Below are 22,112 nucleotides of genomic sequence, written 5' to 3'. Positions count from 1 at the left end.
TTAGTAACTTAAAAGTTTTTACTGAGGATCCAATATGAGTACATTAATTGAATTAACCGAAGATAATTTTGATAGTGTGGTCAGTACTAAAGGGATTTGTGTTGTTAGATTTTGGGCGCCATGGTGTGGTCCATGTCGGGCGGTAGCGCCAACGTTTAATCAGTTATCAATCGATATGAAAGATAGTGCCACTTTTGGGGAAATCAATATTGATGATGCCCAAAATATCGCTATGAAATATGGTATTCGTAGTATACCAACGACATTAGTCTATAAAGATGGACAACCTGTAGATTCTCTTGTTGGGGTTGCTTCATTATCACAATTTAAGAATATGGTTTCTCAAAATTTATAGTTCAGGTCAAATTAAACTTGAGGGTTTGAAGAGCCTGCCTTACCTAACCGTCTAAACCAATATCATCATTTGTTTTTAATTAGCAAAAAACGTCGTAAAGCCCCGCTTTCAGGGCGGGGATATAAGGCGAAAAGCCCGAAGGGCTTTAAAGATCATTCTGGCGTTTCCTGTTGCCCACAGAACACCTTTGCAGTAATCGCGATCGACAATATCATCAGGGAATGAGTTAATTAAACCGAATATTTCTTATTATGAAAATAGGCATCAAGTAAAATTGGAATAATAGCTACTGTTGCTAATAGCGCTCCAATCCAACCCACAGAAGGTAACCCATAACCTGCCTTTATAGCTAATCCACCCAATAAGGGAGCTAATGTAATCCCAAATTGAAAAGCTGATACATTGGTTGCCCCGGCTAGTGTTGGCGCATCTGCTGCGATTGTGTAAACCCTATTCATCACAGCAGGGTTAACAACAAAGCCAAACATCCCAAGTAGAAATACCAAACAAATTGCCGCTATCAAATTTTCTGCCCAAACAGCCAATGCGAGAGAAATAACAATTACGCCAAGTGTTCCAATAACCAGAGTCTTGAATGGATATTTATCGGCTGTCCTCCCACCAATAGTTAACCCGATAAAAGCGCCAATACCAAAAAGGGAGAGCACTGCGGGTAACCAAGCAACAGCTAATTGACTCGTATCAATAAGCAATGCGCCTAAGTAGCCAAATGTCGCCATGTAAGCTGCTGTTGTGAATATGGTAGTGCCATACGCAATCCACAATTTGGGTTTAGCCATGACTCTTAGTTCAGTATGCAATGTAAGTTCCTGTCCCTTGCTTTGTATGTCAGGCAGCATGAACCACAAAGCAAATGCTGTAATTGAAGTTGCTACTGCAACAGCCCAAAAACCTGCACGCCAACCAGCTATATCACTGATCATGGTTCCCAGTGGCCCTCCGACAACCATTGCTAAACTTAGTCCACTCACCACAATGGATAATGCCCTAGCGGTACGATCCTGAGCCACTAAATTAACGGCTGTCGTTGCAGCAACGGCCCAAAACCCAGCGTAAGCTACACCACTTACAATGCGGGCAATCAACAATGACCAATAGTCTGGCACAAGCATTCCAATGGCAGTAGCCGCAACAAATAATGCTTGACTGATTAACAACGTTGCGCGTTTTGGCCAGCGCAGTGTTGCCACAGCCAACGGTGGTGCTCCCAACAAGACACCAATGGCAAAGGCTGAAATCAACATACCTGCGGAGGGTAAAGAAACCTGCAAGTCTTCGGCAATCTTCGGTAACACGCCTGAAATTAAAAATTCAGCGCTTCCCATTGCAAACAAACTTAAACCAAGGAGATAGACTGCTATAGGGATCTTTGATTGGGTGACATTTGAGATAGACATAGTGAACTCCAGAGTTGTTGACTAAAGGTAGAGTACAGTATTGTTATTCAATTAAACAATTTATTGTTTGTGTTTTAAGCTCAATTTATCAAAAATAAGCGCTTAAAAATAACAGTGAAAAAATAAATTTGGCCGATGAGTTTTGGCTCATCCACCTTGGGTCATCAAATTAATTCATTGGGGAAATATCTATAGGGATATTTTGGCGTCTGACTGGTTTAAATCTATCCAATATTTCTATACGCATTAAACTTCAAGTTGCAATTTACAACACGATATGAAACCTGATTTTTCCCCGCAAAGCGTGGAGAAATCACACGCATCTTGAAATTAGATTGGTATATGCGTAAGCAGTCTAAAACTTACGATAAATTCCATTCCGGCTGAAACAGCAAAAATGATGGATAAGATCCAAATTGGATAACAATAAGAAAAAGAGGTGAAAGTAAAAATGTATATTCCGTCGATAAAAATAATACAAATTTATCGACGGTTACTTAAAAATAAAATCAAGAAAATAATGTTAATAATAACGCAGATAAATATAGACCAATACCATAAATAGTATGTGTTATCAGGCTTCTTAATCTGGCTGTGTTGGGAGCCGGTGTTTTAGATGCAGCCATCCCCAGTCCCATTCCAGGTTGCATAATGAAGAAAGGGGCAACTACAGTAACGATACCGATAATTAAAGCTGGCAGAAAAGTTGGGTTTTTTGCCCAATCTAAACCATAAATGAGTAACAGAAGGCCGGCAAAAATGATGCCAATCAAATAGTGAGCAAACCAACCAATTCCGGTTTCACCTTTCACCGGTTCAGCCTGTAGAATGCTAGTATGGGTTAATTTACCTTTGGGAATATGCCCAATCCAGCGTCCTACCATGCTATAGTTCAGTGAGGGAATGCCGAAACACCGTTTTATGAAAACCGCCCAAAGATCCATAACAACCGTTGCACCAGCGCCAATCAGTACAGAATAAACAATAAACTCCAATCCTTCATTCATCTGTTGCGATCCTCCGAATTGTGGCTATCTATTAATGGTCAATCAATCAGCAAGTACTCGAAATGGCATAGAAACTCTGATACCATTACATTCAATTAATGCATTGAGTGTAATAATGGTGGAAGCGTAAAGTCAATGTTTGATAAACAACTTATTGTCGAGATTGCGGAAATTGCTAAGGTACTAGGAAATCTTCATCGGTTGGCACTACTTGAATGTTTGGTTAACACTGAACATTCCGTGGAAAAGCTATCAGAGCTTTCCGGTTTGTCAATTGCTAATACTTCCCAGCATCTCCAGCAGCTCAAACGTGCAGGGTTACTTCAGTCCCGTAAATCAGGCAAGCATGTGTTTTATCGTCAGAGCGAAGGACCCATTATGGAGGTTATTTCCGTACTCCAGCGATATGCCGAATTTAACCGCGAAGAAATGCGCAGATTGATTGATGATTCAAACAACCAGGAAATAATTTCATGGGATGAGTTGTTGGACAGAATTAAGGAAAACAGCACGATATTACTGGATGTCAGACCCGAAGAAGAGTTTGAACAAGGCCATTTACCCAATGCCATTAATATTCCTGTTAATGAGTTGGAGAACAGACTGGATGAATTGGCTACTCATCAGAAATTGATCGCTTATTGCCGTGGCCCTTATTGCGTGCTTTCTGCCAATGCCCTCGCATTGCTGCGTGCTAAGGGAATTCAAGCCCGTCGGTTTAAAAAAGGTTTTTCGGGTTGGAAAGAGGCCGGAATGGGGATCAAAACAAAATCTTGATTTTTTAAGCACAGGCAGTGCAGAAAATGAGGGAAATGGCATGAAATACCAGATACTGGCCCATGAAATCATTGTGGGTGTTGGTGGTAAAGCAAATATTGCCAGTCTCGTTCATTGTGCGACTCGGTTGCGTTTTAAACTATGGGATCGTTCACTCGCTGATATCAATAAACTAAAAGCCCATCCCGATATCATTACGGTTGTCGAAAGTGGTGGGCAATTTCAGGTTGTGATTGGTAATCAAGTCAAAGAGGTATATCAGGTTATCCAACAAGTGTTGGCATCTTCTGATGAAACACCTTCAATGCCAAATCCAACTGGCAAGCGCGATAACTTATTTAACCATTTTATCGATATTATTTCGGGTATCTTTACCCCATTTTTAGGGGTAATGGCAGCTTCCGGGATCTTAAAAGGCTTGCTTGCCGTTACCATTGCATTTCATTGGCTAACACCTGACAGCGGTACTTATCGTATCTGGTATGCCGCCAGTGACTCGTTGTTTTATTTTTTCCCTTTATTACTTGGCTATACCGCAGGCAAAAAGTTTGGGGGCAATCCATTTATTACAATGGGAATTGGCGGAGCCTTGGTACATCCCATAATTATCCCTGCTTTCGAGGCATCTATAGTTGCTGGCAGCACAACTGAATACTTTATGGGTATCCCACTCTCATTTTTGAATTATAGCTCTTCTGTGATCCCCATTATTTTTGCCTCTTGGATAAGCTGTAAAATAGAGAAAAAATTGGATTCACGCCTGCCCGCCACCATTAAAACCTTCATTACTCCCCTTGTCTGCCTGATGTTGGTTGTTCCACTCGTCTTTATTGTCATTGGGCCAGTGGCGACATCGCTAAGCCATTCATTGGCTTATGGTTATCAGGCAGTGTATGAGTTTGCACCGGCTCTGGCAGGGGCAATTATGGGAGCAATCTGGCAAGTTTGTGTCATTTTTGGGCTGCATTGGGGATTAGTACCAATCATGTTCAACAACTTAACGGTTTTGGGGCATGATACGTTAACTCCCTTGTTGTTACCGGCCGTAATAGGGCAAACGGGGGCTGCATTGGGCGTTTTCTTGCGTACCCGCGATGCTAAAAAATGTTGTCTGGCTCTGCTGTTACCGCCGGTATCTTTGGTATCACTGAGCCTGCGGTTTATGGGGTTACCCTGCCTTACCGTTGGCCGTTTATCTTTGGCTGTATTGCTGGTGCGATTGGTGGCTCTGTGGTTGGTTATTACCAAAGTGCTGTCTATTCAATAGGACTAAGCAATATTTTTACTTTTACTCAAATGATCCCGCCATCAGGAATCGATAATACCGTATGGGGCGCAATGATTGGCACATTGCTGGCGTTTATTATCGCGACCATTTTGACGTGGTTATTTGGCCTGCCTGCTGTTACCAATTCACCTACAGAAAACAATACCGATAAAAAACCAATCTGAATTCCTACATAAGCCTTAAATATCCATGAGGGGAGGGTTTGCATGAAACAGTTTCCAACGTATTTTTTATGGGGAGGCGCGATTGCTGCCAATCAAGTTGAAGGTGCTTATTTGACGGATGGAAAAGGTTTTTCCACTTCAGATGTTTTGCCACAAGGGATTACTGGCCCCGTTGTTGAACGTGATCCTGCGGATGAAACTCGATATCTCAAGGATATTGCTATCGATTTCTATCACCGTTACCCCGAAGATATCGCCCTGTTTGCAGAAATGGGATTTAAATGCTTACGTACCTCGATTGCCTGGAGCCGGGTTTTTCCTCATGGGGATGAAAAGCAACCCAATGAAGCGGGCCTGGCATTTTATGACCGACTATTCGACGAAATGGCCAAATATGGCATCCAACCTTTGATCACATTATCTCACTATGAAATGCCGTGGACGCTAGTCAAAAAATATGGCGGGTGGGGAGATCGCAAATTGATCGCCTTTTTTGAACACTATGCGCGCACGGTATTTAATCGCTACCAGAGTAAAGTGAAGTTATGGCTGACATTTAATGAAATCAATATGTCGCTGCATGAACCGCTGACAGGTGTTGGATTATCGAGAAACAGTACTCAATCAGAGATCTATCAAGCTATTCACCATCAATTGGTTGCCAGCGCCAGGGCAGTGAAATTGTGCCGAGAGATCATTCCTGATGCCCAGATTGGTAATATGTTGCTGGGTGGTTTGATGTATCCATTAACCTGTAAACCCGAAGATGTATTGGCAACGCTTCAGAAAAATCAAAAGTGGTTGTTTTTTGGCGATGTCCAAAGCCGTGGGAATTATCCTGGCTATATGTTGCGTTATTTTCGCGAGAATGGCATTGAACTGACGATTACAGAGCAAGATAAGCATGATCTGAAAAATACGGTTGATTTTATCTCATTTAGTTATTACATGAGCGGCTGTATGACCGCAGATGAGGCGGAATACCAGAAACAGCAGGGTAATATTCTGCATATGGTGACTAATCCTTATTTGCCTAGTTCAGAATGGGGTTGGCAGATAGATCCCCTTGGGTTACGCACGATATTGAATTTGCTATGGGATCGCTATCAGAAACCTTTGTTTATCGTTGAGAATGGCTTGGGTGCGAAAGATACACCGGAAGCGGATAGCAGTATTCGGGATGATTATCGTATTCAATACCTTAGCGATCATCTTATCCAGGTCAGAGAAGCGATTGAAGATGGTGTGGATATTATGGGATATACCAGTTGGGGGCCGATTGATTTGGTCAGTGCTTCAAAAGGTGAGATAAGCAAACGTTATGGTTATATCTATGTTGACCAGAATGAACAAGGAACCGGTTCATTGGAGCGACGTCGTAAGAAGAGTTTTTATTGGTATAAGCGGGTGATTGAAACCAATGGCAGTAGTTTGGGTGAGTAATTCTATTTTTTTATCCATAAGGTTCTGAGCCTGTTCAGAACCTTTATGGTATTCAATGAATTGGACTTTTAACGACGTGCACTTTTCGGCCTGAACGCGGCGACAACGCTTTCAGCCGTTTCCACATAAGGGCCATCCAGCAATTGGATGCAATAGGGAACACTGGCAAAAATTCCCGCTACCAATACCTTGCCATTTTCGTCTTTTAATCCTTCCAGTGTTTCTGCGATGGCTTTCGGTTGTCCGGGAAGGTTGAGAATCAGTGCTTGATTGCGGATCACGCCGACTTGTCGGGACAAGATGGCGGTTGGCACAAATTGAAGGCTGATTTGACGCATCTGTTCCCCAAATCCGGGCATTTCACGATCAGCAATTGCCAACGTTGCATCTGGCGTGACATCACGACGCGCAGGTCCTGTTCCCCCCGTGGTGAGTACCAAATGGCAGCCCAGTTCATCGACCAATTCACACAATGTTTGTTCAATCAGGATTTGCTCATCAGGAATAAGGCGGGTTTCTACGCTAAAAGGTGTGGTAATCGCTTTTTTCAGCCATGTTTCCAGTGCGGGCAGCCCTTTATCCTGATAAACACCGTTTGAAGCACGATCGGAAACAGACACGAGGCCAATGCGCAATACATTCATACAAACCTCAATTAATTATAATAATAGGAAAAATAATAAAATTTGTGGGTGGTAACGTGAAATAAACAAAAGGCGACCTATTTTGTCGCCTTTGTACAAGAAAAAATAGCGTATCGCTTGAAATTACAGCAAGTCAGCGATCATGCTTTCAAGTTTGCCTTGGTCTACTGCAAACTTACGGATACCTTCTGCCAGTTTTTCCGTTGCCATTGCATCCTGGTGATGGTTCCAGTAGAACTCAGCTTCAGTCATTGGTGCTGGACGCTCTTTGATTTCGCCTTCATAACCCAATTTACGTTCAACTTCACCCGCTGTTTCTGACAGCTCTTTCAGCAATGCTGGAGAGATTGTCAGGCGATCACAGCCTGCCAGTTCCAGAATTTCACCCGCGTTACGGAAACTTGCACCCATAACAACCGTGTTGTAACCGTGTTCTTTGTAGTACTGATAAATTTCAGTAACGGAAATCACGCCTGGATCTTCATGCGGTGCGAATTCTTTCTGGTCACTATTTGCTTTATACCAGTCAAGGATACGGCCAACAAATGGAGAGATCAGGTAGACCCCCGCTTCTGCACAAGCACGTGCCTGGGCAAAGGAGAACAACAGAGTCAGGTTACAGTTGATGCCTTCTTTTTCCAGTTGTTCCGCAGCACGGATACCTTGCCAGGTAGAAGCCAGTTTGATCAGAATGCGATCGTTGCTGATACCTGCTTCGTTGTACAACTTGATCAGACGTTTTGCTTTCGCTACGCTTGCTTCGGTGTCATAAGACAGGCGTGCATCAACTTCAGTGGAGATACGGCCAGGGATCAGTTTCAGAATTTCCAGGCCAATGTTGACAGCCAATTTATCGCTGGCATCAATAACTTGTTGTTCACGGGAATCGCTTTGACCACGCGCCCATTCAACAGCTTCATCGATCAGTTGGCGATATTCTGGAATTTGTGCTGCATTCAAAATCAGGGAAGGGTTGGTGGTCGCATCTTGCGGCTGATACAGTTTCATCGCCTCAATATCCCCGGTATCTGCTACTACTGTTGTCAGTTTACGCAGGGAAGTCAGTTTATCGGTCATGTTTAATATCTCATCGTTATACGTAAAATTTTTGGCAACATTGCCTCGCCATCTGGTGATAATAACATGGTCAGGCGCGGCTGTAAGGTAGGAAAATTCTCTTGCTAAGATTCTCCTCTTTTTGTCTTTTTTGCTAAAGTGAGGGAAGTCTGGATTATTAGGAAAAAATAATGCTTATTACCATTTCACCGGCAAAAACACTTGATTATGAAAGCCCACTTGCAACACAAAAATATAGTCAACCACTGTTATTGGCGGAAGCCCAACAATTGATCGGGATTTGCCGGACTTTAACGCCTGCGCAAATCGGCAGTTTGATGAATATTAGTGATAAGTTGGCAGGATTGAATGCTGCTCGTTTTGGTGAATGGCAGCCCCATTTCACGCCAGACAATGCCCGCCAGGCGATTTTGGCATTTAAAGGTGATGTTTATACCGGTATGCAGGCTGAAACTTTTTCTGCTGACGATTTTGATTTTGCCCAAACACATTTAAGAATTTTATCTGGTCTGTATGGCGTTTTGAGTCCTCTCGATTTGATGCAGCCTTATCGTTTGGAAATGGGTATTAAGCTGGAAAATCCACGTGGTAAGGATCTGTATCAGTTTTGGGGCGACCGCATTACTGAAAATTTAAATGCGGCTCTGGAACAGCAAGGTGATGAGATTCTGGTCAATCTGGCATCAGATGAGTATTTTAAATCAGTAAATAGCAAAAAGCTGGCAGCCAGAATTATCAAGCCTGTTTTTCTGGATGAAAAAAATGGCAAATACAAGGTCATTAGTTTCTATGCTAAAAAAGCCCGTGGCCTGATGAGTCGTTTTATTATTCAGAACCAACTGACCGAACCAGCACAACTGGTGGCGTTCAATCTGGAAGGATACGCTTTTGATGAATCTCTTTCTAAAGGAGATGAGTTGGTATTTAAGCGTTCTGAGCAACATTAATTTTCAATACCTGATATCACTCCACCTATAAATAGGCGGAGTGATAAATGCCATGTTATTTCGATGTTTTTTCCATCAAAAATTCACGCAATGTTGAGAAGTCAGCGGGCATAAAGTGGGATAACAAGTCCAGATCTGCGCGCTCAGATAACGCTTGTGGCAAGGACAATGGTTGGCCGAGAGTGGCTTCGACGCTTTCCTTAAATTTGGCTGGATGAGCAGTGCCCAGGAACAAGCCATATTCCCCTTCTTGTAATTGATCTCGCAGAACGCGATAAGCGATGGCAGCATGTGGTTCGGAAATATAGCCTTTTGCCGCCAGTTCGCGCATGGTGCTTTGAGTGGTTGAGTCATCCACAACCCCGTTTGCCAGTTCACTCAGTGCCCAGCCTTTGCGTTTGAACAATTCTTCAATACGTGGCCAGTTATTGGGCTGGCTGACATCCATGGCATTGGATAGCGTCGGAATGGTCTGGTGTGGCTGCCACTTACCTGCCGCTAGATAACGAGGAACGGTATCATTGACGTTGGTTGCCGCGATAAAACGTTTTACCGGTAGTCCTAATGATTTTGCCAGCAGCCCGGCGGTTAAATTACCAAAATTTCCGCTTGGGACGGAAATGACCAATTGCTCACGTTTTTCTGCGGGGATCTGCGCAACGGCTTCAAAGTAATAACAGATTTGTGCCAGTAGGCGGCTGATATTAATTGAGTTAGCTGAGTTGAGATGTAAAGCCTGTTTCAGTTCTTCGTCATCAAAAGCCTGTTTGACCAATGCCTGGCAAGCATCGAAATCCCCCTTGATAGCAACTGTATGAATATTGCCACCCAGAGTACAAAAGAGTTTTTCCTGCAATGGGCTGATCTTGCCTTCGGGATAAAGGATCACCACCTGTACGTTATGCAAGCCATAGAAAGCATGGGCCACTGCGGCGCCGGTATCACCGGATGTTGCAGTTAAAATTGTGACGGGCTGCTCTCCTGCAATTTGAGCAAGAATTTGTGCCATAAAACGGCCACCAAAGTCTTTGAACGCCAGTGTCGGACCGTGATAAAGCTCCAGTGAAGCGATATCATCTTCGACAGTTGCTACAGGGGCGGGGAAGGCAAACGCGTTTTTTACGCGGGCTGCCAATTGTTCTGTGGGAATTTCATCGCCAATAAAAGCAGAGAGAATGTGTTGGCTGCGGCTGACAAAATCCAATTTCAATAAATCGTCAATTTCATTACGGCTGAATTCTGGCAAATTCTGCGGAAAAAAGAGGCCCTGCTGTTTACCTAATCCTTGTTTTACCGCCTGTGAAAAACTGACCTGCTCACCGTTATCTTTTAAGTTATATAATTTCATGGTTACTTTACCTGTCGTGCGCCTGCGAGATCCAGACGGCAAATGTGTACAAAGCCTTCATCATTCTGTATGTAATGTTGTTGCAGCCACTGTGCAACTTCTTCTGCTACAGCCATTTCATGGCAAATGGCAAACAGTGTCGGGCCGGAGCCGGAAATGCCGCACGCCAGCGCTCCTAATGTTTTGACTGCATCACGTGCATGAGCAAAGCCGGGTAACAGTTGTGTGCGATAAGGTTCTGCCACAACATCTTGCATTAATTTGGCAGCCAACCCTGATTGCTGGGTATGGCAGGCATGGATAAAGCCAGCAAAGTGACGTCCGTGCTCAATGATGTCCTCACGGGCATAGTGATTGGGCAGGATTGCACGGGCTTCTGCTGTCGATACTTTGATGCCGGGATAAGCCATTACCCATAGCCAATCCGCAAATGTGGGAACAGGCAGACAGGTGGTATCTTCCTGAGATAATATCAATTGCAATCCGCCTAAATAGCAGGGAGCGACATTATCATAATGAACACCACCGGAAATACGTCCTTCTAATTCTCCCATCATCTCCAGCAACTGGTGTTGGTTAAATGGGCGACCAGCATATTCATTCAATGCGACTAAACCGGCGACGACAGAGCAGGCACTGGAGCCTAATCCCGAACCGATCGGCATATTTTTCTCTAATGTCATGGTAACGGGCAGGTCTTTTCCCAGTCGTTGACAAAAAAGCTGCCAGCATTGATAGACGATATTCTGTTTGGGATCGGCCGGTAATTTGCCAACAAATTGTCCTTTATTATTCAAACTGAAACTATCAGCTTCTCTTACAGAGACACAATCTCCAAGTAACGAGCCATCAATGGGAGAAACTGCTGCGCCAAGCACATCAAATCCGACGCCAACATTCCCGATAGAGGCAGGCGCATAAACCCTGATAACCATTAAACCCCCAATTTCCATGATAGAGTGCGTAATATATCAGCAAAAACACCGGCTGCCGTTACATCATTTCCTGCGCCATAACCACGTAATACCAGCGGAATGGGTTGATAATAACGGGTGTAGAAAGCTAAAGCGTTTTCGCCATTTTTGACTTTATAAAGCGGATCGTTGCCATCAACAGAGACAATTTTCACTGTACAACGGCCTTGCTCAATTAAGCCAACATAACGTAATACTTTTCCTTGTTCTGCGGCTTGTTTTGCACGTTGGCTAAATTCCTGATCCAGTTGCGGTAAATGTTGCAGGAAACTATCAACATCGCCACTGGCGTCGAACGATATAGGCAGAACGGGTTCGACATGAATATCGTCCAGTTCCAGTTCATAACCTGCCTCACGTGCCAGGATCAGCAGCTTCCGCGCAACATCCATGCCGGAGAGATCATCGCGTGGATCGGGTTCAGTAAAGCCTTTCTCTTTGGCTAGCCAGGTCGCTTGTGACAGCGTCATACCTTCATCCAGCATACCGAAAATATAGGACAAAGAACCCGACAGGATGCCACTGAACTGCACTAATTCATCACCGGCATTAAGCAGATTCTGTAAGTTTTCGATAACCGGCAATCCAGCCCCTACGTTAGTGTCATACAGGAACTTACGTTTCGATTTCTCGGCGGCCTGACGGATTTGGTGATAATAAGCCATTGATAAGGTATTGGCTTTTTTATTGGGGGTGACAACGTTAAAGCCATCGCTGAGGAAACTTGCATACTGTTCCGCAATCGACTGATTGGAAGTGCAGTCGACAATGACAGGATTCAGGAGATGGTACTCTTTTTCAAGGCGGATCAGGCGACTCAAGCTAAAAGGTTCGGTGGCTTCTGAGAGAGCCTGTTGCCAGTTATCCAGACAGATGCCTTGTACATCAGTCAATAAAGCGCGGGAATTAGCAATACCACAGACGCGCAGATCGATGTGTTTCTGTTTGAGCCAGGTTTGCTGACGACGTATTTGTTCGATCAACGCACTGCCTACCCCCCCCACACCGACAACGAAGACTTCAACAACCTGAGCGGTGTTAAACAGCATTTGGTGGCAAAGACGAACAGCTGTGGTCGCGGCATCGTTTTCAATAACGGCGGAAATGGAACGTTCAGAAGAGCCTTGCGCGATGGCAATGATGTTGATATTGGCGCGAGTCAATGCGGAGAAGAAGCGGGCAGACGTTCCTGGCTGAGTGCGCATACCATCGCCAACGACAGAAATAATGGCAAGATTACCGATCACGTCGATGGGATCAAGCACTCCATCTTTCAGCTCCAGGTAAAATTCTTCTGTCAGTGCCTTTTGTGCTTTTGCCAATTCTTTTTGTGGTACACAGAAGCTGATGCTGTATTCTGACGAAGACTGTGTGATTAATACAACGGAAATACCTTTGCGTGACATGACGGAAAAGATCCGTGCCGCCATCCCGACCATACCTTTCATGCCAGGGCCAGAAACGTTGAACATCGCCATATGATTTAGATTCGTAATGCCCTTAATCGGCATGTTCTGGTCTTTTTGCCCATCATTAATGCGTGCATCGCCAATAAAAGTACCCGGTGCATCGGGATTGGCAGTATTTTTTATCAGGCAAGGAATTTGAAACTGGGCAATCGGGGCGATAGTGCGAGGATGGAGGACTTTCGCGCCGAAATAAGATAATTCCATTGCTTCCTGATATGACAAACTCTTCAGTAAGCGTGCATCTTTCACTGCCCTTGGATCACAAGTATAAACACCGTCTACATCCGTCCAGATTTCACAACAATCCGCACGTAGACATGCTGCCAATACTGCGGCTGAATAGTCAGAACCGTTGCGTCCCAACACGACCAATTCGCCATTTTCATTGCCCGCAGTGAAACCCGCCATCAGGATAATATGGTCAGCAGGAATGTTAAGTGCTGCAATGCGTTTGGACGATTCATGGATATCGACGGTGGATTCGAGACAATGCCCATGCGCTAAAAGGTTTTTGACCGGATCAATGACAGTCACTTTATGACCACGAGCCTGTAATACGGATTCCATGATGGCAATCGACAGTTTTTCGCCACGACAGATCAGGGAGGCATTAATGCTATCTGGGCATTGTTTTAACAAGGAAATGCCGTGCAGAGTCTGTTTAAGGCTGGCTAGCTCACGTTCTACTAGTCCTTTCAGACGTTCATAATCAAACCCTGGCTGTTGCTCTTTCAATCCTGACAGCAAATCAGTAAAGATTTGGCTAGCATCACTCATGTTGGAAACAATATCTTGCCCGGCAACCGTTTTTTCGATCATCGCCACCAGATGGTTTGTGATTTTTGCTGGTGCAGAAAGTACTAAGGCAACTTGCCCAAGGGATAACTCATTCTCGGCGATATCTGCAACACTCAGTACACGCTGGTGATTCGCAACTGAGGTTCCGCCAAATTTCAATACTCGCATTAACGTTCTTCTCCTGATTTCTGTCCAAAAAAAAGCCCGTATCTTGTGGGATACGGGCTTATTGTTGTTTTATGTGTATGCGTCAGCCCGCACCGCAACTCATGGTTCCGGTGGTAATCGTGGTTGTAGTAATGGTTGTAGTGGTGTTTGCAAGAACCATTTTTTTCGGGCTGATGTGGTGCATAGTTTCCTGTCTGTCTTTTTGATCCGCTTGACCCCCTATTGGTTAAATTAAATTGTGGTCAATGTCAAATATTTTTTATGGCGAAAGAAGAAAAAAACGTCATTTTCCGTATTGAAATTATTCAAAATATAGCCCAAGTGGCAAATCATTATTTGGTTAATCAGGTTATTTATCAGCATTTAATTTTACAAAAAACATATTTTGTAATTATTTTGTCTTTATGATAAAAAAGTGTCATCTGGATATTTTAATGTCAAGTGAATCTTTGTAAGTATTCACGATAATTTAACATTCATTAACGCAATTTATTCAATTTAATAACAAATGGCCTGGATAAAAATTAACAATTACAATTAATGTTAACGTGCTACAATTGATTTTGATATGTATCAACAAAAGTTAGTTTTTTTAGAAGGCAAATGCATTACTAGCTGTTATATTGCTGTTAATAGACTAATATAGAAGCCTCGTTTAATCGGGTATGTGCCCTCTAGGAAAGCGACGCTAGCTTTTAGCGTAAAACATATCAAAACGTTTATTTCGGGCATAAGCTGGTTTTCTGTCATTCAGAACAAGATCAGCATATTTTCTTTTAATAATAGCAGCTTGTGCCATACAGATTCTGTTTTTTAGCGATTTTAGGTAGCAACCATGCAAACCCCGCACATTTTGATTGTTGAAGACGAAATTGTCACACGCAATACCCTTAAGAGTATTTTTGAGGCTGAAGGGTATGTTGTGTATGAAGCCAATGATGGTTCAGAAATGCACAACATTTTGTCAGATAACGATATCAATTTAGTCATTATGGATATCAATCTGCCAGGTAAAAATGGCTTACTTCTTGCCCGTGAATTACGTGAGCAGGCAAATGTTGCGTTGATGTTCTTAACCGGCCGTGATAATGAAGTGGACAAAATTCTTGGTCTCGAAATCGGTGCTGATGATTATATAACTAAGCCATTTAACCCACGTGAATTAACCATCCGTGCACGTAATTTGCTTTCGCGGACAATGAACCTGAGTCATCCAGGTGAAGAGCGTCGCCAAGTTGAAAGTTATAAGTTCAATGGATGGGAGTTGGATATTAATAGCCGATCTTTGGTTAGCCCGATGGGAGATCATTACAAACTGCCGCGTAGCGAATTCCGTGCGATGCTTCATTTCTGTGAGAATCCAGGAAAAATCCAAACTCGCGCAGAATTGTTGAAAAAAATGACGGGCCGTGAACTGAAACCTCACGATCGTACTGTTGATGTGACTATTCGTCGTATTCGTAAACATTTCGAATCGACACCAGATACCCCAGAAATTATTGCGACCATCCACGGTGAAGGTTACCGTTTCTGTGGTGATTTAGAAGACTAATTAATACTTTTTAGTAAGTAGATTTTCTACATGGCGTATCTTAAAAGCCCCGTATGTCTTATGGCATCAGGGCTTTTCTTGTTTCGGTGATGAGTTATTCACTCTTTCCACGGCATAATCGGCACAGCACTGATTGCATTTTTAGGCGAACCATCGATGACTTTGTCAGAGTAAGTTAAATAAATTAGTGAATTACGCTTTGGATCATAGAAGCGGACAACCTGCAATTTTTTAAATACCAAGGACGTGCGTTTCTGGAAGACGACTTGCCCTTTTTTTGGGGATTTCTTTATCTTATCTGCTACTTCAATCGGTCCAACTTGCTGGCAGGATATGGCTGCATCAGATGTATCTTCTGCCAATCCCAATCCTCCCTTAAGCCCTCCTGTCTTGGCTCTGCTCAGATAACAGGTGACATTTGTCACGTCAGGGTCATCAAAGGCTTCTATTACTATCTTGTTATCGGGTCCAAAAAGTTTGAACACTGTGTCAACAGAACCGATCTCTTCGGCATGCAGAACTACAGGCAAAAAAAGTAAGGTAGCCGCTATCACTATTTTCTTCATTATTACCATATTTAGTCCAATTGAATTAAATAAATACAGTGAAAATATCTATTATTCACATATAATGTAGCCCAATGAATTTAATTAAATTATTTTCACTGAAAATGTATCTGTGATGGAAAACCAGGGCATTATAGCTGAATATGTATCCAAGACGAGTAAGTCATGGTCTTTAAAATTTAATACCATTGAAATTAGGTCGACATTCATCACATTAGTAGAAAATACATTTTACTTTATAATTTAACAAGTTGAATTATTTTCCAAGACAATGCTTGACATATTGCTAATTCTACTATTAATTTATTCCAAGGAAAATCTTGGTTAATTTTATTGATGGTTTGTTGGTAGCATCAATGTAACAATCAATATTCTTAATGGAATAATCTTAGCATAATTGTACACGCGGAATTACTTTCATTAAGTAACAGTAATAAAGGGTAATTATTTCTGGAATAGGTATATTTTGGGAAAAGTATAGGTGTTGATTATTGATCAAATTAGAGAATATCCTTTTTTAGAAAAGTATTTGTTTTTCAATCAAATAAGTTATTTTACATTTGTATAATTTTCTTTTTGTCTTAATGACTGAGGGAGATGTATGGATCAAACCAACATCATTCGGGACTTGCTGCATTGGGTAGATAATAATCTGGATCGTCCGTTGTCTCTTGATAACGTTGCAGCAAAAGCAGGTTACTCCAAATGGCATTTGCAGCGTATGTTTAAGGAGGTAACAGGCCAGGCAATAGGTTCTTATATCCGTGCGAGAAGGTTATCCAGAGCTGCCGTTGCATTACGTTTAACCAGTCGTCCTATCTTGGACATTGCCTTGCAATATCGCTTTGATTCTCAGCAAACTTTCACAAGAGCTTTCAAAAAACAGTTTGACCGAACGCCGGCAGCCTATCGTCGAAGTGAAGAGTGGCGTGCAAAAGGAATATGTCCCCCTATCTTGCTGGATAACAAACCTCTGCCAGAGCACAAATTTGTCACATTGGAAGAGAAATCACTTATCGGCACTGAGCATACTTGCAGTTACACGCTTGAGCAATGGTCAGAAGATTGCAAGAATATGCGTTATGAGTTTTGGATTAACTATCTACAGAATGCTGAGGTATTACCACCGAGACTTTATGGGTTATACCATACAGCCCCCTGTATGGAGAATGAAGATGAACAAACGGTGTTCTATACCACGGCTATAGAGCCAAAATATGCTACCTTTGATACCAAAGATAGCCGTCCAGTCGTCTTGCCGAGTGGGGATTATATTTCATTTAGTTATTTTGGTGATAAAGAGCAGTTACAAGAATTTCTCTTTACAGTTTATGGCGTTTGTCTGCCTACACTAAATATAACTCGCAGAAAGGGATATGATGTCGAGCGATATTACCTCACTAATCTTGAAAGGAAAAATCTTGGGAATGAGACACAAAACCATGTTGTGGAATTTGAGTATCTCATCCCAATTGAACGTTAACCTTGTAATTCATCCAGGGCGGGCATATCCAGATGAGTGATATCGCCCGTTGTTTCAACTATCCAACCTGGGGCCAGCCATGGGCTATCCTGGTAATCTACCCGTGAGATGGAACAATTTCTCAACCGTAGACGGCGTTCTGAGTTAGCGGGAAGGCCCAGAATAGAGCCGATCAAACTGACGAGGGCTATTCCATGACTGACCAACAGTGGGCGGCTACCTGCAGGCAGGTTAAGGCAATTTTCCAGTGCGGCACGCATACGAGTAGACACTTCATGCATCGACTCACCTTCTGGGATCCGCCCATTTGGTGTACCATCCACAAGACTTTTACGCCAAGATTCTTCTTCTGGTGTGAGGGAAGTCAGTTCGCGATTTTCCAGAATACCCATATTTAACTCTCGCAGGCGTGGTTCCAGTATGATGTCGCAGCCACAAGCTTGAGCGATGATTTCTGCTGTTTGGCGTGTCCGACCAAGGTCACTGGTGATAACATGGGTAATGTTTTCTGATTTAACTTTCTGCGCGACCAAGTGAGCTTGACGTCGGCCAGTTTCAGTCAGAGGACTGTCAGATTGTCCCTGAATACGGCGAGCCACATTCCATTCGGTTTCGCCATGACGAACAAGATAGACCTGTAACATAGTTATTTTCCGTTATACTGCATCATGAAATAGTTCAAAGGATAATTTATTTATATGTACCACGTTATTGCAGCAACAACTAACCCTGCGAAGATAAAAGCGATTAGCCTTGCATTCGATGATGTTTTTGGCCCAGGCACCTATCATATAGAAGATGTAAATGTAGATAGTAGTGTACCTCAGCAACCCATTGGTAATACTGAAACTCGCACAGGCGCACGTCATCGAGTTATGGCTGCTCGCCAAGTCCGGCCAGAAGCTGATTTCTGGGTTGGGGTTGAAGCAGGAATTGAAGATGACATGACGTTTGCCTGGATGGTTGTTGAACATAAACAAATTCGGGGAGAATCGCGTTCTGCTAGTCTGATGTTGCCAGAAAAAGTCTTGGAAGGTATTCGTAAAGGACGCGAACTTGGCCATGAAATGGCGAATGTAACTGGCGTCGATAATATCAAGCAGAAAGGTGGTGCGATTGGCTTTTTCACCCATGGTATCCTGACGCGTACCAGCGTTTATCATCAAGCTTTGATACTGGCTCTTGTGCCTATCCATCATGAAATTTACAAAGAGTTGAGTAACTAATTTTTACGATACTTAGTTGTGTGGGGGTAGGATTAGATGCCCCCACTGAATTATTTCATTTGTGATTTTATCGTAGCTATTATCAATCAGTTAGTAACTGATCCTCCAGCCATTTCTTAACATGAGCTGGTGCGTTCTTTAAGCTGTTTGAACCACGTGTAATTGTTGCAATACCAACGCCTAGCTCATTTTTCAGTTCGCGCTGGCTCATTTGCCCACGCATTAATTCCTGAACAATCCGAACCCGCGTTGACAGAGCTGTACGCTCATCGGGAGTCAATAATAGCTGCAAAATAGAATGTTGCAAATCTTGTTCAAACGCTTCTTTTAACAACTCGACAAAATTGAGCCAGTCATCACTACCTTCTGGGGAAAGTGCCGGATCAATCAAATGATTTTGTGTCATAATTAGCTGCCATACTATTTAACTAGTACGGCAGCATACCATATTTATTTTAAATTAATAACGTCTTTGCCATTCAGCACTTGTCAGTACATTTGACATTTTCCCCATAAAATTATGGTAGAACATGTCGTAGGCAAGAACATTTTTGACATAAGTACGCGTTTCCGCAAAAGGAATGCTTTCAATAAAGGCGATGGGATCAATGTTTCCAGCGGTATTAGTTAACCAACGCTCAACATTTGCAGGGCCGGCATTATAAGCGGCGCTAGCAAGAATACGATTATTGCCAAAACGCTGATAGACAGACTCCAGATAAGCGGTACCAATTTCAATATTCGTAATCGGGTTCATTAATTGATTGCTGTTGACATAACCCTGAATTTTCTTACTCTTCACGGTATGCTCGGCGGTTTTTGGCATGATTTGCATTAATCCAGTGGCTCCTTTGGAAGAACGAGCCTGTGGATCCCAGGCACTTTCCTGACGGGCAATTGCCATGGCGTAACTTTGTGAAATATTTTTATCTAATGTGAAGTTTGCAAATTCGTTTTGCCATGCCATCGGGAAACGCTCTTCAAGGTGATCCCACATTTTTCCCGCAATGGTAGCTTGTACACTGAATGCGGGCCAATGCTGCTCAAATGCATAACGAGCCAACTTTTCTTGTTTCACGCGATCTTGCGAAGAAACCAGGAGGAGCCATTCTGAGCGTGCCAAATTATCCATATTCCAATACAGTAATTCCCGTATGCGCTTAATTTCCGGCATAGTGGTGATGGAAAGATCTGGCCTCTCTGATTTGTTGATGGTCAGAGGATAAGAAATATCTAATTTCTGGGCTGCCGCCATGGGATAAAAACCACGATGTTCGGTCAGCTTACGTAATATCGCGTTGCCTTCTGCGCTTTTCCCTTGATTGAGCAAAATAATAGCATGCCAATATTGCCATTCATCTTGTTGCAACACTTTTTGTGGCAGTAACGAAATCCATTCTTCAAGCCCAGAATGATCACCATCCCTCAGTGCCAAGCGGGCACGCCTTTCAATCAATTTGATAGAGTGTGAGTCACGAATGGTATCATCCCGCCATTTTGTCTGCTCTGGTGTGACGTTTCCCATCAATTGCCATGCGACGATGTCTTTTAATTGTTGTTGCTCGGCGTGATTCATCTTTTGTGCGTGGACAAGGGTAGGGATGCTTGCTCTGGCAAGTTCAGCATTTATGCGGACAAATTGAGAAAAGGTCGTTATGGTAACTGAGCGGGTGAAGTCGGTTGGTGTGGTAGTTGTGGCAAACTGTTCAATTAATTTTGGATCACGTTGCAGCTTCAGCAAGCTCGTACCCAAGCCCTGATAGCGTAATGGCAAGCGTTTGGCAAGATAGGTAACCAGTGTGGTGTTATTGGCTTTCATAGCTAATTCGATACGCTGTAAAATTAAATTGGTAGACAGGTATCCAGCTTGCTCCCAGGCAGTGAGTAGTTTATCGCAGCTACCAGGTAATGCGTTGCCATTGAGCCAAATTTCTTGGGCACCTTGCCAGGCGACTTGTTGATGTCCTGTGGCCCATTGCGCAAAGTAATAATCACAGCGTTCTGCAACGGTATTTGGTGGGTTGGGACTGAATGCCAAGATGCCGCGCCAATCATTATTGTTTGCTAGCACATTGATAAATCGTGATGCTAGCGAACGTGCTGGTGGCAAGGTAGGGTGAGTATTAATAAAGTGCTGAACTTGCTGAGGTGTGGACGTTGCTAGATCCTGAGATAATTGACGATATTCGAGATAGGGATACAGGGGATAATTTTTCAGCGTTGGCATCAGACGTGCCACTTCCGCGCTATTTTTGGCATCCCATGCCTGCTTTATTGCTTGATATCGTTGACGTTGGTCATCCAGAGAATCGGCATGTGCCACTCCAGTAACAACAGAAACCATACTCACAGCCGTAATGAAATGCTGCCACTTACTCATTCCCACGTACCCCTTCGGAAGACTACTATCAGTGTCCAAATGCCCTGTGTCTAAATGCTTGCTCAGGTGCGTTGTCCAAGTGAATTGTTAAGATGTTATGTAATTATAATCATATTATTGGTATGAGTTATTACAATTGTCATACCAAATGGAAAACGCTGAAAAAGTGTTATTTTATAATTGGATAGGTAAAATACACCATCCAGGCTCGATAAATACAAACGATTTTTTAATCAAAAGACAAAATTCATTTGCTCCAGGCGTGCGGGATCCCAGCAGGAACTGCGGCATATTAAAATTGAGACGCAATAAAACCGCAGTTAAGCGGCACTAGAAAAGAGAAATCCGTATGAGTCGGGTTAGGTTATTCAAAAAAATGATTTGCGCCAATCAATGAAATCAATCGAGCCAAAACCTCGTCCATCACATCGGCTTCAGCTTCAGTTACAAACTGGGATTTCCTGTCTTTCCATGGCAATGTTTGAATCAGGCTTGCAGCAACAACGCTTGCTTTTGCCAGATTATTTACTGGCACTTCAGTCATTCCACCACGGATACTTGTACTAATTGGACATATCATGACTAACCCAGTTTTTTTATTATATTCCTCACTTGAAAGAACAAGTGCCGGTCGGTACTTACCGATCTCTTTTCCTTTAACGGGTTCAAAATCAAGGAAAATTATGTCATTTCTTTTAGGTAAGTAAGGATACATTATGAACCTAACTCCGTGCTGGTCGTGGTTGCTAATTCATCCGCATGAGAATTATGCTCATTAATATCCGCAAGCAGCGCACTCTCAGAGAAGATTTTCCTTTTTCTCTTTGGGGTTAAAATAATTTTTCCAGAATCAACCTGCATATCCAGCGCTTCACCGGTTTTCAGACCAACCTGATTGAGGATATGGGTAGGTATAATAATTCCTTGACTATTTCCCCATTTTTTAATGGCAGTAGACATACAAACCTCCACTATGAACGTTTATACATAGTATATACTTCTATCTGTGAGAACGACAAGGTGATAAA

The 22,112-nt window shown here is 43.0% G+C and carries 21 protein-coding genes, 1 pseudogene and 1 other annotated feature; of the genes and pseudogenes, 9 read left to right on the top strand and 13 right to left on the bottom strand.

Annotation, left to right across the window (positions count from 1 at the left end):
• Nucleotides 1-34 precede the first annotated feature (34 nt).
• A complete protein-coding gene (trxA, locus tag WDV74_RS13725; protein WP_338883350.1) occupies nt 35-355 on the top strand; it encodes a thioredoxin in 321 nt (106 codons plus the stop codon).
• 230 nt (nt 356-585) lie between these two features.
• Here the strand turns inward: trxA and WDV74_RS13720 are convergent, their stop codons facing one another.
• Together WDV74_RS13720 and WDV74_RS13715 are read right to left on the bottom strand one after the other, a co-directional pair.
• Nucleotides 586-1,773, bottom strand: a complete 1,188-nt coding sequence (locus tag WDV74_RS13720) for a Cmx/CmrA family chloramphenicol efflux MFS transporter (protein ID WP_338883349.1) — start codon at nt 1,771-1,773, stop codon at nt 586-588.
• Nucleotides 1,774-2,282: 509 nt separating this feature from the next.
• Complete coding sequence (locus tag WDV74_RS13715; RefSeq protein WP_338883348.1) at nt 2,283-2,780, bottom strand: DUF2938 domain-containing protein; 498 nt, start codon at nt 2,778-2,780, stop codon at nt 2,283-2,285.
• 135 nt (nt 2,781-2,915) lie between these two features.
• Between WDV74_RS13715 and WDV74_RS13710 the strand changes: the two genes are divergently transcribed.
• The 3 genes and pseudogenes from WDV74_RS13710 to ascB all read left to right on the top strand — a co-directional run bounded on the left by WDV74_RS13710 (nt 2,916) and on the right by ascB (nt 6,452).
• Nucleotides 2,916-3,557 carry a metalloregulator ArsR/SmtB family transcription factor gene (locus WDV74_RS13710; RefSeq protein ID WP_338883347.1) on the top strand — a complete coding sequence of 214 codons (642 nt, stop codon included), beginning with the start codon at nt 2,916-2,918 and terminating at the stop codon, nt 3,555-3,557.
• 40 nt (nt 3,558-3,597) lie between these two features.
• Nucleotides 3,598-4,961 (top strand): annotated as a pseudogene (locus tag WDV74_RS13705) (PTS transporter subunit EIIC); the annotation flags it as partial.
• A 90-nt stretch (nt 4,962-5,051) separates the two neighbouring features.
• A complete protein-coding gene (ascB, locus tag WDV74_RS13700; RefSeq protein ID WP_338883345.1) occupies nt 5,052-6,452 on the top strand; it encodes a 6-phospho-beta-glucosidase in 1,401 nt (466 codons plus the stop codon).
• Between the two features lie 68 nt (nt 6,453-6,520).
• Here the strand turns inward: ascB and mog are convergent, their stop codons facing one another.
• Nucleotides 6,521-7,096: a molybdopterin adenylyltransferase gene (mog, locus tag WDV74_RS13695; RefSeq protein ID WP_273558054.1), complete on the bottom strand. Its 576-nt coding sequence runs from the start codon at nt 7,094-7,096 to the stop codon at nt 6,521-6,523.
• A gap of 123 nt (nt 7,097-7,219) precedes the next feature.
• Nucleotides 7,220-8,173, bottom strand: a complete 954-nt coding sequence (gene tal / locus WDV74_RS13690) for a transaldolase (RefSeq protein WP_338883343.1) — start codon at nt 8,171-8,173, stop codon at nt 7,220-7,222.
• A 170-nt stretch (nt 8,174-8,343) separates the two neighbouring features.
• Here tal and yaaA point away from each other — a divergent pair, with 170 nt between their 5' ends.
• A complete protein-coding gene (yaaA, locus tag WDV74_RS13685) occupies nt 8,344-9,120 on the top strand; it encodes a peroxide stress protein YaaA (RefSeq protein ID WP_338883341.1) in 777 nt (258 codons plus the stop codon).
• 55 nt (nt 9,121-9,175) lie between these two features.
• On the opposite strand, the gene thrC is transcribed toward yaaA, so the two are convergent.
• The 3 genes from thrC to thrA are packed head-to-tail and all read right to left on the bottom strand — an operon-like array spanning nt 9,176 to nt 13,877.
• A complete protein-coding gene (thrC, locus tag WDV74_RS13680; protein ID WP_338883340.1) occupies nt 9,176-10,468 on the bottom strand; it encodes a threonine synthase in 1,293 nt (430 codons plus the stop codon).
• 2 nt (nt 10,469-10,470) lie between these two features.
• Nucleotides 10,471-11,421 (bottom strand): homoserine kinase, encoded by a 951-nt coding sequence (gene thrB, locus WDV74_RS13675; RefSeq protein ID WP_338883338.1) that lies wholly within the window; start codon nt 11,419-11,421, stop codon nt 10,471-10,473.
• Nucleotides 11,403-13,877, bottom strand: a complete 2,475-nt coding sequence (gene thrA, locus WDV74_RS13670; RefSeq protein WP_338883337.1) for a bifunctional aspartate kinase/homoserine dehydrogenase I — start codon at nt 13,875-13,877, stop codon at nt 11,403-11,405. Before thrA ends, thrB begins: the two co-directional genes overlap by 19 nt.
• A gap of 25 nt (nt 13,878-13,902) precedes the next feature.
• Nucleotides 13,903-14,018 (bottom strand) — a sequence feature (Thr leader region).
• Nucleotides 14,019-14,138: 120 nt separating this feature from the next.
• On the opposite strand from thrA, the gene WDV74_RS13665 reads away from it, so the two are divergent.
• Nucleotides 14,139-14,285: a hypothetical protein gene (locus WDV74_RS13665; protein WP_338883335.1), complete on the top strand. Its 147-nt coding sequence runs from the start codon at nt 14,139-14,141 to the stop codon at nt 14,283-14,285.
• A 427-nt stretch (nt 14,286-14,712) separates the two neighbouring features.
• Nucleotides 14,713-15,429 (top strand): two-component system response regulator ArcA, encoded by a 717-nt coding sequence (gene arcA, locus WDV74_RS13660; RefSeq protein WP_074022800.1) that lies wholly within the window; start codon nt 14,713-14,715, stop codon nt 15,427-15,429.
• Between the two features lie 98 nt (nt 15,430-15,527).
• On the opposite strand, the gene creA is transcribed toward arcA, so the two are convergent.
• A complete protein-coding gene (gene creA / locus WDV74_RS13655) occupies nt 15,528-16,004 on the bottom strand; it encodes a protein CreA (protein WP_338883334.1) in 477 nt (158 codons plus the stop codon).
• 592 nt (nt 16,005-16,596) lie between these two features.
• Here creA and robA point away from each other — a divergent pair.
• Nucleotides 16,597-17,478: an MDR efflux pump AcrAB transcriptional activator RobA gene (robA, locus tag WDV74_RS13650; RefSeq protein ID WP_338883333.1), complete on the top strand. Its 882-nt coding sequence runs from the start codon at nt 16,597-16,599 to the stop codon at nt 17,476-17,478.
• Here robA and gpmB read toward each other — a convergent pair.
• Nucleotides 17,475-18,122, bottom strand: coding sequence for a 2,3-diphosphoglycerate-dependent phosphoglycerate mutase GpmB (gene gpmB / locus WDV74_RS13645; RefSeq protein ID WP_338883332.1), 648 nt, complete (start codon nt 18,120-18,122; stop codon nt 17,475-17,477). The two genes, robA and gpmB, sit on opposite strands and share 4 nt — an antisense overlap.
• 54 nt (nt 18,123-18,176) lie before the next feature.
• On the opposite strand from gpmB, the gene yjjX reads away from it, so the two are divergent.
• A complete protein-coding gene (yjjX, locus tag WDV74_RS13640) occupies nt 18,177-18,704 on the top strand; it encodes an inosine/xanthosine triphosphatase (protein ID WP_338883331.1) in 528 nt (175 codons plus the stop codon).
• An 82-nt stretch (nt 18,705-18,786) separates the two neighbouring features.
• Here yjjX and trpR read toward each other — a convergent pair whose 3' ends face one another.
• From trpR to WDV74_RS13620, 4 genes are all read right to left on the bottom strand, one after another.
• On the bottom strand, nt 18,787-19,110 hold the full coding sequence (trpR, locus tag WDV74_RS13635; RefSeq protein WP_338883329.1) for a trp operon repressor: 324 nt from the start codon (nt 19,108-19,110) through the stop codon (nt 18,787-18,789).
• Nucleotides 19,111-19,164: 54 nt separating this feature from the next.
• A complete protein-coding gene (sltY, locus tag WDV74_RS13630; RefSeq protein ID WP_338883328.1) occupies nt 19,165-21,084 on the bottom strand; it encodes a murein transglycosylase in 1,920 nt (639 codons plus the stop codon).
• A gap of 364 nt (nt 21,085-21,448) precedes the next feature.
• Nucleotides 21,449-21,799 carry a type II toxin-antitoxin system PemK/MazF family toxin gene (locus tag WDV74_RS13625; protein WP_338883326.1) on the bottom strand — a complete coding sequence of 117 codons (351 nt, stop codon included), beginning with the start codon at nt 21,797-21,799 and terminating at the stop codon, nt 21,449-21,451.
• Nucleotides 21,799-22,044, bottom strand: a complete 246-nt coding sequence (locus WDV74_RS13620; RefSeq protein ID WP_338883325.1) for an AbrB/MazE/SpoVT family DNA-binding domain-containing protein — start codon at nt 22,042-22,044, stop codon at nt 21,799-21,801. The genes WDV74_RS13625 and WDV74_RS13620 overlap by 1 nt, the downstream gene beginning before the upstream one ends.
• Nucleotides 22,045-22,112: the final 68 nt, after the last annotated feature.

Source organism: Xenorhabdus sp. TH1, from assembly GCF_037260955.1.
GTDB lineage: Bacteria > Pseudomonadota > Gammaproteobacteria > Enterobacterales > Enterobacteriaceae > Xenorhabdus > Xenorhabdus griffiniae.
Note: the sequence above shows the minus strand (reverse complement) of the source record. Positions and strands in the feature narration are given on the sequence as shown.

Coding starts and splice junctions, on each gene's coding strand:
- trxA (WP_338883350.1), top strand. CDS start 35: ATGAGTACATTAATTGAATTAACCGAAGATAATTTTGATAGTGTGGTC.
- WDV74_RS13720 (WP_338883349.1), bottom strand. CDS start 1,773: ATGTCTATCTCAAATGTCACCCAATCAAAGATCCCTATAGCAGTCTAT.
- WDV74_RS13715 (WP_338883348.1), bottom strand. CDS start 2,780: ATGAATGAAGGATTGGAGTTTATTGTTTATTCTGTACTGATTGGCGCT.
- WDV74_RS13710 (WP_338883347.1), top strand. CDS start 2,916: ATGTTTGATAAACAACTTATTGTCGAGATTGCGGAAATTGCTAAGGTA.
- ascB (WP_338883345.1), top strand. CDS start 5,052: ATGAAACAGTTTCCAACGTATTTTTTATGGGGAGGCGCGATTGCTGCC.
- mog (WP_273558054.1), bottom strand. CDS start 7,096: ATGAATGTATTGCGCATTGGCCTCGTGTCTGTTTCCGATCGTGCTTCA.
- tal (WP_338883343.1), bottom strand. CDS start 8,173: ATGACCGATAAACTGACTTCCCTGCGTAAACTGACAACAGTAGTAGCA.
- yaaA (WP_338883341.1), top strand. CDS start 8,344: ATGCTTATTACCATTTCACCGGCAAAAACACTTGATTATGAAAGCCCA.
- thrC (WP_338883340.1), bottom strand. CDS start 10,468: ATGAAATTATATAACTTAAAAGATAACGGTGAGCAGGTCAGTTTTTCA.
- thrB (WP_338883338.1), bottom strand. CDS start 11,421: ATGGAAATTGGGGGTTTAATGGTTATCAGGGTTTATGCGCCTGCCTCT.
- thrA (WP_338883337.1), bottom strand. CDS start 13,877: ATGCGAGTATTGAAATTTGGCGGAACCTCAGTTGCGAATCACCAGCGT.
- WDV74_RS13665 (WP_338883335.1), top strand. CDS start 14,139: ATGGCGAAAGAAGAAAAAAACGTCATTTTCCGTATTGAAATTATTCAA.
- arcA (WP_074022800.1), top strand. CDS start 14,713: ATGCAAACCCCGCACATTTTGATTGTTGAAGACGAAATTGTCACACGC.
- creA (WP_338883334.1), bottom strand. CDS start 16,004: ATGGTAATAATGAAGAAAATAGTGATAGCGGCTACCTTACTTTTTTTG.
- robA (WP_338883333.1), top strand. CDS start 16,597: ATGGATCAAACCAACATCATTCGGGACTTGCTGCATTGGGTAGATAAT.
- gpmB (WP_338883332.1), bottom strand. CDS start 18,122: ATGTTACAGGTCTATCTTGTTCGTCATGGCGAAACCGAATGGAATGTG.
- yjjX (WP_338883331.1), top strand. CDS start 18,177: ATGTACCACGTTATTGCAGCAACAACTAACCCTGCGAAGATAAAAGCG.
- trpR (WP_338883329.1), bottom strand. CDS start 19,110: ATGACACAAAATCATTTGATTGATCCGGCACTTTCCCCAGAAGGTAGT.
- sltY (WP_338883328.1), bottom strand. CDS start 21,084: ATGAGTAAGTGGCAGCATTTCATTACGGCTGTGAGTATGGTTTCTGTT.
- WDV74_RS13625 (WP_338883326.1), bottom strand. CDS start 21,799: ATGTATCCTTACTTACCTAAAAGAAATGACATAATTTTCCTTGATTTT.
- WDV74_RS13620 (WP_338883325.1), bottom strand. CDS start 22,044: ATGTCTACTGCCATTAAAAAATGGGGAAATAGTCAAGGAATTATTATA.